Source organism: Thermoanaerobacter thermocopriae JCM 7501 (assembly GCF_001310975.1).
Classification (GTDB): Bacteria; Bacillota; Thermoanaerobacteria; order Thermoanaerobacterales; family Thermoanaerobacteraceae; genus Thermoanaerobacter; species Thermoanaerobacter thermocopriae.
Map to the genome: position 1 here is coordinate 1 of NZ_BAZY01000017.1, position 11,617 is coordinate 11,617.

General features: G+C 32.2%; 13 protein-coding genes, 2 pseudogenes and 1 other annotated feature (1 of these 16 cut by a window edge). Of the genes and pseudogenes, 11 read left to right on the forward strand and 4 right to left on the reverse strand.

Annotated elements, in window-relative coordinates; genetic code table 11:
• Positions 1–106 precede the first annotated feature (106 nt).
• The 9 genes from JCM7501_RS07490 (at position 107) to larC2 (ending at position 6,547) form a co-directional block, all read left to right on the forward strand.
• A complete protein-coding gene (locus JCM7501_RS07490; RefSeq protein ID WP_012994819.1) occupies positions 107–916 on the forward strand; it encodes a lipid II flippase Amj family protein in 810 nt (269 codons plus the stop codon).
• A 113-nt stretch (positions 917–1,029) separates the two neighbouring features.
• Positions 1,030–1,521: a ribonuclease H-like YkuK family protein gene (locus JCM7501_RS07495; protein WP_012994820.1), complete on the forward strand. Its 492-nt coding sequence runs from the start codon at positions 1,030–1,032 to the stop codon at positions 1,519–1,521.
• Between the two features lie 223 nt (positions 1,522–1,744).
• The gene (locus JCM7501_RS07500; RefSeq protein ID WP_028991553.1) at positions 1,745–2,491 is read left to right on the forward strand and encodes a Yip1 family protein; all 747 of its coding nucleotides are present in this window, start codon (positions 1,745–1,747) and stop codon (positions 2,489–2,491) included.
• Positions 2,492–2,658: 167 nt separating this feature from the next.
• Positions 2,659–3,150: a hypothetical protein gene (locus tag JCM7501_RS07505; RefSeq protein ID WP_013150047.1), complete on the forward strand. Its 492-nt coding sequence runs from the start codon at positions 2,659–2,661 to the stop codon at positions 3,148–3,150.
• Positions 3,151–3,214: 64 nt separating this feature from the next.
• Positions 3,215–3,742: a CDP-diacylglycerol--glycerol-3-phosphate 3-phosphatidyltransferase gene (gene pgsA / locus JCM7501_RS07510; protein ID WP_028991552.1), complete on the forward strand. Its 528-nt coding sequence runs from the start codon at positions 3,215–3,217 to the stop codon at positions 3,740–3,742.
• A gap of 68 nt (positions 3,743–3,810) precedes the next feature.
• Complete coding sequence (larE, locus tag JCM7501_RS07515) at positions 3,811–4,632, forward strand: ATP-dependent sacrificial sulfur transferase LarE (protein ID WP_038001935.1); 822 nt, start codon at positions 3,811–3,813, stop codon at positions 4,630–4,632.
• The gene (gene larB, locus JCM7501_RS07520; protein WP_028991550.1) at positions 4,625–5,386 is read left to right on the forward strand and encodes a nickel pincer cofactor biosynthesis protein LarB; all 762 of its coding nucleotides are present in this window, start codon (positions 4,625–4,627) and stop codon (positions 5,384–5,386) included. Before larE ends, larB begins: the two co-directional genes overlap by 8 nt.
• The gene (gene larC, locus JCM7501_RS07525) at positions 5,383–6,108 is read left to right on the forward strand and encodes a nickel pincer cofactor biosynthesis protein LarC (protein WP_054644839.1); all 726 of its coding nucleotides are present in this window, start codon (positions 5,383–5,385) and stop codon (positions 6,106–6,108) included. Before larB ends, larC begins: the two co-directional genes overlap by 4 nt.
• 7 nt (positions 6,109–6,115) lie before the next feature.
• On the forward strand, positions 6,116–6,547 hold the full coding sequence (gene larC2 / locus JCM7501_RS07530) for a nickel pincer cofactor biosynthesis protein LarC2 (RefSeq protein ID WP_028991548.1): 432 nt from the start codon (positions 6,116–6,118) through the stop codon (positions 6,545–6,547).
• A 16-nt stretch (positions 6,548–6,563) separates the two neighbouring features.
• Here larC2 and JCM7501_RS15900 read toward each other — a convergent pair.
• Positions 6,564–7,903, reverse strand: a pseudogene (locus JCM7501_RS15900) (sensor histidine kinase).
• Between the two features lies 1 nt (position 7,904).
• Positions 7,905–8,576: a response regulator transcription factor gene (locus JCM7501_RS07540; RefSeq protein WP_012994827.1), complete on the reverse strand. Its 672-nt coding sequence runs from the start codon at positions 8,574–8,576 to the stop codon at positions 7,905–7,907.
• Between the two features lie 159 nt (positions 8,577–8,735).
• On the opposite strand from JCM7501_RS07540, the gene JCM7501_RS07545 reads away from it, so the two are divergent.
• Both JCM7501_RS07545 and JCM7501_RS07550 read left to right on the forward strand, forming a co-directional pair.
• The gene (locus tag JCM7501_RS07545) at positions 8,736–9,596 is read left to right on the forward strand and encodes a YckD family protein (RefSeq protein ID WP_028991546.1); all 861 of its coding nucleotides are present in this window, start codon (positions 8,736–8,738) and stop codon (positions 9,594–9,596) included.
• A gap of 200 nt (positions 9,597–9,796) precedes the next feature.
• A pseudogene (locus JCM7501_RS07550) lies at positions 9,797–10,353 on the forward strand (DUF2680 domain-containing protein).
• Positions 10,354–10,370: 17 nt separating this feature from the next.
• Here JCM7501_RS07550 and JCM7501_RS07555 read toward each other — a convergent pair.
• Together JCM7501_RS07555 and JCM7501_RS07560 are read right to left on the reverse strand one after the other, a co-directional pair.
• Positions 10,371–10,919 (reverse strand): biotin transporter BioY, encoded by a 549-nt coding sequence (locus JCM7501_RS07555; protein ID WP_028991544.1) that lies wholly within the window; start codon positions 10,917–10,919, stop codon positions 10,371–10,373.
• Positions 10,920–11,054: 135 nt separating this feature from the next.
• Positions 11,055–11,477 carry a bifunctional nuclease family protein gene (locus JCM7501_RS07560; protein ID WP_028991543.1) on the reverse strand — a complete coding sequence of 141 codons (423 nt, stop codon included), beginning with the start codon at positions 11,475–11,477 and terminating at the stop codon, positions 11,055–11,057.
• Positions 11,478–11,614: 137 nt separating this feature from the next.
• Positions 11,615–11,617 (forward strand) — a binding site (T-box leader); it runs 199 nt beyond the window's last position.

Sequence of the window (11,617 nt, forward strand, 5' to 3'; positions counted from 1 at the left end):
TATAAAAATTATACCATAAATTCTGGCAAAAGATAAATGTTGAAAAAAAAGGCATTGTACAATATAATTATAAAAGAATTTTAAATAAAAGAATGGATGAGGATAAATGATAGATATAAAAAGGCTCATAATAGTAGCTTTTTTTACAATGGTCATAAATTTGATTGATACGCTTTCTTATTCAATAAGACCTTCTGGTGTAAGAACTCAAAAGCTTGCTGTTGCTCTTTCTCTTTTTAACATTATGGCTGTAATATCAAGGCTATCTAATATGATTCAAGCACCTTTTCTTGGCAGTATTGTAGATATGGCGATAAAAATGGACAAGGTCCATCTCCTTCAAAATGATATGAGAATTGTACTTTTTTCTGCTACATTAGGGGCATTGATAGGGGCACCTCTATTGCCTACTTTTGTATCGATTTTTACTGTTGCCATAAATGGAATGGAAGGGGCTGGAACAGTTCCTAAGCTTGTTCTAAAAGGATTTAGATGGAGTAATTTAAAAAAGATAAAGAAAAAAATTGTGATGCCAAGGCTGTCTATGTTAAAAGGTGTGTGGAAGGCCAACATACCAAAAACTTTTTTGATATATAACGTTATTATTACTTCTATATACACTACAGGTATTATTTCTTCACTTTACGCCGGAGCCATTATTCCTGAGTATAGAATTACAGCAAGTCAGCTTTCGGGTATTGTAAACGGATTTGCGACTGTATTGTTTACTGTTATAGTGGACCCTGTAGCAGCTCTTATTACCGATCAGGCTTTAAGCGGTAAGAGGACTCAACATGATGTCGACAGTATGGTAGTACTTCTCGTGATGGGGAAGATTTTAGGCACTTTGCTGGCTCAGCTTATCTTTATACCGGCTGCAGAGTTGATATTGCTTGTCACAAAATTGATAGTTTAACAAAAAAATTAAAAAATTTTAATTCACTTTTAACGAAAATGTTGTATAATTAAAATAAAATTAAAAATAGTTCAATTGCGCTAAGCAATTTGCAATTAAAGGAGATGGGGGCATTGTATTTCATTAGCCCAACTAAGGGAAAAATGCATATCGATAAAATGTTTGAAGACATCATGGAATTTGTCGAGGAAGACCGGCAATCGAATTACAGGTTGATGGTGGGTACAGACTCTCAACCAGGTAAATCCGCATCTTGCTTTGTAACTGCCGTAATCATATACCGAGAGGGGAAAGGTGCCAGGTATTATTATAGGAAATTTTATAATAAAAAGGTGTTGTCTTTAAAACAGAGGATTTTTATGGAGGCTACTTACAGCATTGAAATAGCGAATCAGCTTTTTGAAAAGATAAATAAGACTGATAAAAGGGATATAAATATACAGATTCATTTAGATGTAGGAGAAAATGGTAAGACAAGAGATATTATAAAAGAAGTGGTTAACATGGTATTGGGATGTGGATTTGAGGCACAAGTGAAACCTGCTTCATACGGAGCTAGCAAAGTAGCAGATAAGTATACTAAAACCATGGCTAATATTGGATAAGACCTCCAGAAGGAGGCCTTATTTTTATATCTTTATTTGTTTGTCATTTTTACATCTTTAACTGAAAAAAATACAATTATGCCAAGTAGTAATTTGGGGATTTGTTTTTGTGAAGGATCGAAAGTTGAAAAAATTTAAGAAAAATTTTAAGAAAAAATAAAAAATGTGGTAAAATTTAAATAAGCAATAATTTTAAATTTGAAAGATTTAGGAGGTCATAGAAGTGAATTTTTTGGAAAGATTGTATGGTATATTTTTTCAACCAGTAGAGACAATTAGAGAAATTGTAAGAAAAAAACCTATTTGGCAGGCTGTTATTATAATTATGGTTACAGGACTGTTGACTGTGACAAGCAATTATAATTTTACAATGGATAGGACAGATTTTTTTTCTTACAATACAGGTATGCCTGATTTTGGGAGGTTACGGTCACTATTAGCTATAATGACTGTATTTGGAAGTATTTTTATAGCTCCTTTGACTAATTTTGCTTATGCAGCAGTGTATCATTTTTTAGCTGAAATTTTAGAGGGCAAAATGTATGCCAAAGTAGAGGATAGTGTACCTTTTAATCAAATTGAAGAGAATAATCTTCAAATTGAACAAAAAACAGGCGATGAAAAGAAAGAGGTAGTAATAGGCACGGCAAAGGGATTGTATTCTGCAATAGGGTTTGCAAAACTTCCCATGATTTTTATGGTTGTTGTAAACTTATTTGTACGTTTGTTAAATCCCAAAACTGGTTTGATATTTATGTATTTATGTTTAGCGATATTTACAATCTGGGTAATTGTTTTAGAAATTATAGCTATAAGAGAAAATTACAAAATGAATACAGGTAATGCAGTGCTTGTATTTTTTCTTCCTTATATAGTTTTGATTGTTCTATTCATAATAATGATGATTTTTATGGGCGCAACCTTTATAAGCGTATTTTCAGGAATTTTAAATGATATTCCTATACAATAAATTACAGAAATAAAGATTTACAAAATTTCAATAATTTGAGAGGAGGCTTTTGCTCCTCTTTTTTTGTTTCTACTGTATTTTTTATTTGTCGAAAATTATTTTCTGTTTTGAAGCAGGATTTTTGAAATTTGTAAAGAATATATATTTATAGATAGGTGGTGTTGGGAATGGTGGAAAGTGGGAAAGTTTTAATTAAAGATTTAGAAAAAAAAGACAAAAAAATATTTTCCTTATGGTTGCAAGACATTAATGTGGTTAAATTTTTAATTGATTTGTTTAAAATATCTCGAAGGAAAGACAATGTTTTAAATATACCTTTTGGGAAAAATCGTAAAATGTTCGTATTAGAAACAAAAGATGGTATAAAATTAGGATTCTGTGTGCTATACGATATTGACTGGCAACAAAAAAAGAGCAGTATGTATATTTATATTGAGAAGAAGGAAAATGTAGGTGTAGAAACTGCACAAGAAATAATTAATTCTTTACTCAGAAGGACGGCTTTAAAGTATAATTTAGAGGATATAGAAGTTCATACAAAAAATGATATTTTTGTCAAATGCCTCACAGATATAGAAGACTTTAAAAAAGATGAAGATGGATATAGTTTCCGTATAGCTTTAAATAAGACAAAAGTTCCTGTAAATATAGCCCGATAAGGGCCTTTTACTTTTAGAGTTTTTGTATTATAATTTTATTAAACTTAACAAGTAGAGGGTTTAGATGAATATACCGAATTTTCTTACATTTATTAGATTTTTGCTTATACCTCTTTTTGTATATACTTTTTTTTATGTTCCTGAGGGGAATACTTATGCTGCAGCGATTTTTATATTATCAGGAATTACGGATATTTTGGATGGTTATATAGCGAGGCACTATAACCAAGTTACAAAAATAGGTACTTTACTTGATCCTCTTGTGGACAAGTTGATGATACTTACTGTTTTAACTAGTTTATGGATAAGAAGTTTAATTCCTTTTTTTGTTATTGCTATATTAATGGTAAAAGAACTATCAATGATAATAGGTGCCGCGATACTTTATAAAAAGCAGGAAATTGCTATACCTGCTAATAAGTATGGCAAAGCAGCGACACTTTTCTTTTATATTGCGATAATTTTTTCAATTTTTAAGTGGCCTTATAGATTTACTTTGGTGATTATAGCGTTGTTATTGGCTGTTTTAGCCTTTGTTGTCTACGCCTTGGAGTTTTATAAAAAGACCATAAAAATTATTAAAGAAGAGTGAATGCTTATACAAAAAACAATTTGCACTATGAGGTTACGAAGATACGATAGAGGGGTGTTAATATAGAAATGAAAGACAATCTGAAAAAACTGCAAGAATATTTGTCAAAATTAGATAATGCATTAATTGCTTTTTCTGGAGGTGTAGATAGCACTTTTTTAGCAAAGGTAAGTTATGATGTTTTAGGGAATAGAGCATTAGCTGTGACTGTCACTTCTCCGATACATGCTAAAAGTGAATTAAAAGAAGCTGTAGAGCTTGCTAAAAAAATAGGAATTCCCCATTTGGTTGTGGAATTTAATGATATTCTTGAAATAGAAGAATTTAAGAAGAATCCTTTAAATAGATGCTATATATGTAAGTTCAATTTATTTTCAAGGTTTAAAGCTATTACAGAAGAAAAGGGCTTCAAATATATTTTAGAAGGTACAAATGCAGATGACGTGTCTGATTTTAGGCCAGGAAGAAGGGCATTAAAAGAATTAGGAATTTTAAGTCCTTTGTTAGAATGTGGCATAAAAAAAGAAGAGATAAGGATTTTATCCAAAGAAATGGGGCTTCCTACATGGGATAAGCCTTCTTATGCATGTCTTGCTTCAAGGATTCCTTATGGGGAAGAAATAACTTATGATAAACTTTCTATGGTAGAAAAGGCAGAAGAGGATTTAAAAGACTTAGGCTTTTCAGGATTTAGAGTGAGATACCATGGAGATGTTGCAAGGGTTGAGCTTCCAAAGGACCAGATGGAGACAATTTTTAAAGAAGGTATAAGGGAAGAAATTGTAAAAAGAATTAAAAGAGCTGGTTTTAAATATGTAGCACTGGATTTAGAAGGGTACAGAGCTGGTAGCTTAAATGAACCTCACATGAGGGTGGTAAAAAATGTATAATGAAAAAATATTGCAGATTTTAATGGAGTTTAAACAAAACAAGTTGTCAACAGATGAAGCTTTAAATGCTTTAAAAAAACTTCCTTATGAAGATTTGGGATTTGCTAAAATTGATTATCACAGAGAGGTAAGAAAGGGATTTCCTGAAGTAATTTTTTGTCAAGGAAAGACTCCCCAGCAGGTTAGAGAAATTGCTTTTAATATGTTTAAAAATGGAAGTAATGTTTTAGGGACGAGAGCATCTCTAGAACATTTTGAAGCAGTGAAAGAGGTAGCAGAAAAAGCAGTCTATTATGAGAAAGCTCGTATAATTTCTATAAGAAATACGCCAATTGAAAAGACAAAAGGCATAATTGGAGTAGTGGCTGCTGGAACTTCTGATTTGCCTGTTGCTGAAGAAGCGGCTATTACTGCAGAACTTATGGGAAACACTGTAAAAAGATTTTATGATGTTGGAGTTGCAGGATTACATAGGCTTTTAGATAAATTAGACGAAATCAGACAATGCCGTGTATTGATTGCAGTTGCTGGTATGGAAGGAGCACTTCCTACTGTTTTAGGAGGATTAATTAGTTCTCCTATAATTGCTGTACCTACCAGTGTAGGATACGGCGCTAATTTTCACGGATTATCCGCTCTTTTAGCAATGCTTAATTCCTGTGCTAGTGGCGTAAGTGTTGTAAATATTGATAACGGTTTTGGGGCGGCTTATTCTGCCAGCTTAATAAATAAAATAGGGGAGGAAACTAAATGAAAGTTTTGTATTTTGACTGTTTTTCTGGAATTTCTGGAGATATGACTATTGCTTCATTATTATCTCACGTGGACGTGGAAGAGTTTAAAAAGAAGGTAAAGAAAATAGCTTTAGACAATTTTGATATAGAGATAGGGAAAACGCAAAAGAATAGTATAAGTGCTAAGACTTTTAAAGTATTGTATGAAGGAGAGCATCATCATAGGCATATGAAAGATGTGAGAGAAATCATCGAGAAGAGTGATTTAGAGGAAAAAGTTAAGAAAATGAGTGTTGATATGTTCGAGAAATTAGCAGAAGCAGAGGCAAAAGTGCATGAAAAATCTCCCGAAGAAGTGCATTTTCATGAAGTAGGAGCAGTAGATTCTATAGTAGATATAATAGGTACGGCGATACTTATAGACATGATAAAGCCAGATAAGATTGTTTCTTCTCCATTGCCAGTAAGTTCGGGCTTTGTAGATACTCAACATGGACTTATGCCTGTGCCTGCCCCAGCGACAGCAGAACTTTTAAAAGGAATACCTGTGTACCAAAGCGACGTAAAAGGTGAAATTGTGACACCTACCGGTGCCGCTATTGTAAAAACTTTAGCGAATGAGTTTGGTGGTATACCTGACATGAAGATAAATTCTATCGGATATGGTGCTGGCACTAAGGATTTAGAGATACCGAACGTTTTGAGAACATATGTAGGAGAAGAAGAAGTAAAAAAAACCTGAAGCATTGATGATTTTAGAGACAAATATAGACGATATGAATCCAGAATTTTATCAATATTTGTTTGAACTGCTCTTTAAAAATGGAGCATTGGATGTGTTTTTAACTCCTATTATAATGAAAAAGCAAAGGCCGGGAACCCTCCTCACTGTAATTTGTGAAAAAGAAAATGCTGATAAATTAAAGGAGATAATATTTAGAGAAACTTCTACTTTTGGCATAAGGTATTATGAAGTTTTAAGGCATAAACTGGATAGGGATTTTTCAATTGTGGAAACTCCTTACGGAAGGATAAGAGTAAAAAAGGGCTATTTAGATGGAAAACTTATTAAAGCGTATCCTGAGTATGAAGATGTTAAAGCCATTGCTGAAAAGACTGGGAATTCAATTAGCGATATTTACCGGAATGTGATGAGACACATTGATTTGCTATTTTTTTAAAGATTGAAAGCGGGATTTAACCCGCTTTTAATGTGAAATAAAAAGTAGTACCTACTCCTTCTTGGCTTTCTATTCCATATTTACTGGCGTGCAATGTCAATATTTCTTTTACTATTGCAAGGCCAAGGCCTGTTCCTGATTTGTTTCCTTTGTAATATCTGTCAAAGATGTGCTCTAAATCTTTTTGAGGTATGCCGCATCCTGTATCTGATATTTTAATTAAAACATTTTTATCTTGAGGTATTGCCTCTATTGAAAGAGTTTCTTCTTTTGTCATACTTGCTATAGCGTTGCTTATTATATTTATAATGGCTCGTTTTATCATTTCCCTATCTGCTATTACCTTAAGTTTAAGATTATTAAGCTTTACTTCTATATTTTTTTCCAAAATTTGAATTTCAAATATGTCTAAAATTTCAAAAATCAGTTTTTCTAAATCTATATTTTCTTTTTTTATCTGTACCATTCCTGATTGAAGTTTAGAAAGTTGTAACACGTCGTCTACCAGTTTAGACATTCTTTCTGTTTCTTTAATCACTGTATTCAAGTATTTTTCTCGCTTTTCTTTGTCATTTCCATAGTAGTCCAAAAGCATTTCAGAATATCCTCTTATAAGCCGAGAGGTGTTTTTAAATCATGGCTTATATTTGCAATCAGATCTTTTCTAAATTTATCTGTAATAGACAGTTGTTTTACCATGGTATTCATGGATTTTGCGAGGTCTCCTAATTCATCTTCTTCTTTGTAATTTATCTTAACATTTAAATTTCCAGAAGCGATTTGGTGAGCAGCGTTTTTTAGTATTTGTATGGGTCGAGTAAACTTTTTCGACATATAGACGGATATAGATAATATGGCAATTAGTGTGATGACAAAAATCCACCAAAAAACTTGCTTAAAAAGATTGACAGAATCGTTTATAGCGGCGATAGGAATGCTCAATATTAAAGTAGCGGGTTTTCCTTTATGTAAAAAAGGTCTTACAATAGAAAGATATTCTATATGCAAAAAAGGATGCTCATATTTTACAACTTTTACAGTGTTTGTAGGACGAAGAAATATTTCAGGAATTCCCAATCCCTTACCGTATCCTCTGTTATCTCCCGCGATTATTATGTTATTTTCTGTTATTGCCACAACTCTGGCACTAGATTTGTCGATAAGTTTACTTATAAGTATTTCATCGTTGTTATTTATTGCATTTACAATTTTTTCACTGTAATTTTTAAGCTGGTTTATTTTATAATAAGAATATATCTTATTAATAAAAACTACCTGTGTCAACCAAAACAGTGATAATATGATGCCTCCAACCAAAAGATAAGAGATAAAAAGTTTCTTTTGTATTCCTTTCAATTTATTCACCATCCAATTTATAACCTATCCCCCACACTGTTTTTATGAGTTTACGCTTTTCTCCTAATTTTTCTCTCAACTGTTTTATATGGGTATCAACTGTTCTTAAATCTCCGTAAAAATCATATCCCCATACTTCATTAAGACACTTTTCGCGAGATACCACTTTTCCTTTATTATCTATTAAGAGCTTTAAAAGGTCAAATTCTTTTGGTGTAAGGTCAATTTTTTCTCCATCAACCGTGACTTGTCGTGAACTTACATTTATAGATATTCCTTCATATTCTGTTTTTTCTACTTCTGACTCTCCTGAAGTTCGGGCTAAAATAGCTTTAACTCGAGCAACTACTTCTTTAGGGCTAAAGGGTTTTACGACGTAGTCGTCTGCTCCTAATTCAAATCCTAAAAGTTTATCATATTCTTCTCCTCTTGCTGTTATCATCATTACAGGCACTTTTGACTTTTCTCTAATTGTTTTTAAAAGGCTCCAACCACTTATATCTGGAAGCATTATATCTAAAAGGATTATGCTTATATCATTATTATTATTAAAATATTCAAGCCCTATTTTGCCATTTTCAGCTACTAATACTTCATATCCATTATTTTCTAAATAAGTTTTTAAAATATCTCTCATTCCTTCTTCGTCTTCAATTACTAAAACTTTTTGCATAAAAAACCACCTCTCATCTATAGTTTAATTATTTTTTAATCAGTTTACAATATTTAAAATTAAACTTCACACTTTTCTCACAAATTATATAAAATTACTTCAAACTATTTGGGTATCATAAAGAATGAAAAGGAAAAATCTAAAAGGAGGTATCCATGTATGAAGAGAAACAAATGGTTAATAGTTTTAGCAGTTGCATTGGCTTTGGCAATTCCTTTGACAGTTTTTGCAGCAAATATTGATTCACCGCTGACAAACAGCATAAAAGGTTTTTTGGGAATTGACACATCAAAGCTTACATCAGAGCAAAAGCAAATAATTGCAGATTACAACAAAAAAATAGCTGACCTTGAGAAAGAGTTTATAAACAAACTTTTATCAGAAGGGCTTATAACTCAACAACAAGCAGATAATATAATTAAAAACATTGATAGCAGAGTTTCTGAAGCAAATCAAGACAATGTTCCCTTCTTCATTGGTGGTGGAAGAGGATTTGACAAAGGATTTTTTGGAATAGGCCGAATTGATACTTCAAAGCTTACAGAACAACAAAAAGCAGCTTTAACAGAAATATACAAACAAATGGCGTCACTTCAGAAGGACATAGTAAACAAATTGGTATCCGAAGGATTATTAACTCAAGACCAAGCAAACAAAATCACAAGTGCGATAGATAATGCAATAGCTAATGCTGATAAAAAAGGCTATGCTATGTTTGGCGGCAAAAATGGATTAGGGTTTATTTTGAGAGGTGTTGATCCATCTAAATTGACAGACCAGCAAAAGAATGAGTTAATCAATTATTACAAACAAATGGCACAATTGCAAAAACAATTAGTTGATAAATTTGTAAGCTTTGGAGTTATTACTCAGGACCAAGGAAATACGATTAAAAGTAGAATTGATACAATGGTAAAAAATATGGAACAAAACGGATTGCCTCAAGGATTTTTCAAACATTTTGAAGGAAAAAATGGACAAACCAATACTGCTCCTCAAGGATATAGTAATTCTCTCTAATTGAATTTTTTGAATAAAAAGAGATGGTTAAATGCCATCTCTTTTCTATTTTTAAAACTTTGCATAGTAGGAACCCTCATATTACTCTAAAAAAATGTTCACACATCCTTCACAAATCCAATATAGTTATCTCAAACTAAAAGGTTATTATATAAGTGTAGCAAATAAAAAACAAAATTCAAAAAGGAGTGTGGTTTTAAATGAATATCAAAAAGACAATAGCAGTAGTACTTACAGGAGGTATACTTTTAAGTGGAATAGCTGCTTATGCAGCAACAAATGGAGACACAACTAATTCCTCTGCACCAGGTCAATATTCTACGACAGCACCAAGGTATGGCATGTCTAAAAATGCAGATTTTCTTGCAAAACTGACTGGTAAGACAGCAGATGAAATTCTAAGTGAACTTCAATCAGGGAAAACAATAGTTCAGATTGCAGAAGAAAATGGCATAACACTTGACAATCTGAAAAAAGCTTTAATTGAGCAAAAAGAAGGTTTATAGACCAATTAGTTAAAGATGGTAAAATAACTCAGGATAGGGCTGACACAATCAAAAAAACTATTGAAGACAAGATAAATTCATGGGATGGAACCTGTCAATATGGTAAAGGTTCAGGTGTAGGTTTAGGTCTTAGACTTGGAAAAAATAGCAATGGCAATACAGGTGTAGGCTTGGGAGCAGGTTTTGGTGCTAAAGGAGCGCATAAAGGAGCAGGCTATAGAGGAAATTTTGGCCCGACTGTTCAGCAATAGAGAAAAAAGGCAAGGAATTAACCTTGCCTTTTTTCATAGGACTCTACAACAGGCTTTAATTTTAAAGTGAGATAGGAAGCGATAAATGCTTTGATTAAGTCGCCAGGTATAAAAGGAAGTGCCCCGACTAAAATGGCTTTTTTAAATGGTATTCCGGTAACAAAAGAGAGCTGAGTTACTCCTAAAATATAAACAAAAATTATTGCAAATAAGAGGTAACTTAGAAAAATATTAATAAAATTTGCTTTTTTATTTTTTAGAGTCAAAGAAATTAAAAAAGCTGCAAAGGGCCAACTTAAAATATATCCTCCTGTAGGGCCTACTAAAACATTTAAGCCTCCTGTAAGTCCAGCAAACACAGGTATTCCAATTGCACCTAAAAGGTCAAAAATAAAAAGGCTTAAAAATGCTGATGTAGGATTTAAAAGTCCTCCGGCTAACATTACTGCAAAAGTCTGTCCTGTGATAGGTACTGGAGAAAAAGGTAAGGGGATTTTTACAAAACCCATTATAAAAGTAATAGCAGCAAAAAGAGAAGCTAAAATCATGTCTTTAGTTTTTATCATATTTTTCCTCCTCATTGTATTATTACAACAATTATTATATTTTTTTTAAAAAGAATTGTCAACTATTTTTACATAATGGTTAACAATTCTTTAAAAAAGTAGCCCTCTTAAATTTTTAAGAGGGCCAGTAGAATTTTAACTATCTCCATCATCAAATTTTAAATCTGCCATATCATAAGTGAATTCCGCTAAACGAACATTTATGAAAATTGGTATATCAGTTCGCATTGCTAAAGCTATAGCATCACTGGGTCTTGAGTCTAATTTTATAACTCTATCCCCTTGTTTTATATAAAGCTCCGCATAATAAGTGTCATCTTTTAAATCAGTAATTACAACTTTTTCAGGTTTTCCTCCAAGTTCTTCAATAACAGATTTTAAAAGGTCGGGGGTTAAAGGGCGAGGCGGTGTAATTCCTTGAAGAGGGATAGCTATGTTTTGAGCTTCCAGTGGACCTATGACTATAGGTAAAACTTTCTTTTCCTCTTCATCTGTCAATAGGACGGAGAAATTTCCTTCTACGTCCATCGTAATTGCCTTAACATGAAATTTTAACATTTTTTACACCTCGATTTAAAACATCTTCTTATTATCATTATATCATACTTATGCAAATTTAATCTGATTGTTTGCTTTAAAACAACTTAACTGTTGACAATTGGTGAGATTTTATATATATTATATATCAAACAGAATAT

What these genes read in the sequence shown, in the direction of transcription:
- larB (WP_028991550.1), top strand. Translation starts at nt 4,625, where the DNA reads ATGTATAATGAAAAAATATTGCAGATTTTAATGGAGTTTAAACAAAAC.
- larE (WP_038001935.1), top strand. Translation starts at nt 3,811, where the DNA reads ATGAAAGACAATCTGAAAAAACTGCAAGAATATTTGTCAAAATTAGAT.
- JCM7501_RS07555 (WP_028991544.1), bottom strand. Translation starts at nt 10,919, where the DNA reads ATGATAAAAACTAAAGACATGATTTTAGCTTCTCTTTTTGCTGCTATT.
- JCM7501_RS07490 (WP_012994819.1), top strand. Translation starts at nt 107, where the DNA reads ATGATAGATATAAAAAGGCTCATAATAGTAGCTTTTTTTACAATGGTC.
- pgsA (WP_028991552.1), top strand. Translation starts at nt 3,215, where the DNA reads ATGAATATACCGAATTTTCTTACATTTATTAGATTTTTGCTTATACCT.
- larC (WP_054644839.1), top strand. Translation starts at nt 5,383, where the DNA reads ATGAAAGTTTTGTATTTTGACTGTTTTTCTGGAATTTCTGGAGATATG.
- JCM7501_RS07545 (WP_028991546.1), top strand. Translation starts at nt 8,736, where the DNA reads ATGAAGAGAAACAAATGGTTAATAGTTTTAGCAGTTGCATTGGCTTTG.
- larC2 (WP_028991548.1), top strand. Translation starts at nt 6,116, where the DNA reads ATGATTTTAGAGACAAATATAGACGATATGAATCCAGAATTTTATCAA.
- JCM7501_RS07505 (WP_013150047.1), top strand. Translation starts at nt 2,659, where the DNA reads ATGGTGGAAAGTGGGAAAGTTTTAATTAAAGATTTAGAAAAAAAAGAC.
- JCM7501_RS07560 (WP_028991543.1), bottom strand. Translation starts at nt 11,477, where the DNA reads ATGTTAAAATTTCATGTTAAGGCAATTACGATGGACGTAGAAGGAAAT.
- JCM7501_RS07540 (WP_012994827.1), bottom strand. Translation starts at nt 8,576, where the DNA reads ATGCAAAAAGTTTTAGTAATTGAAGACGAAGAAGGAATGAGAGATATT.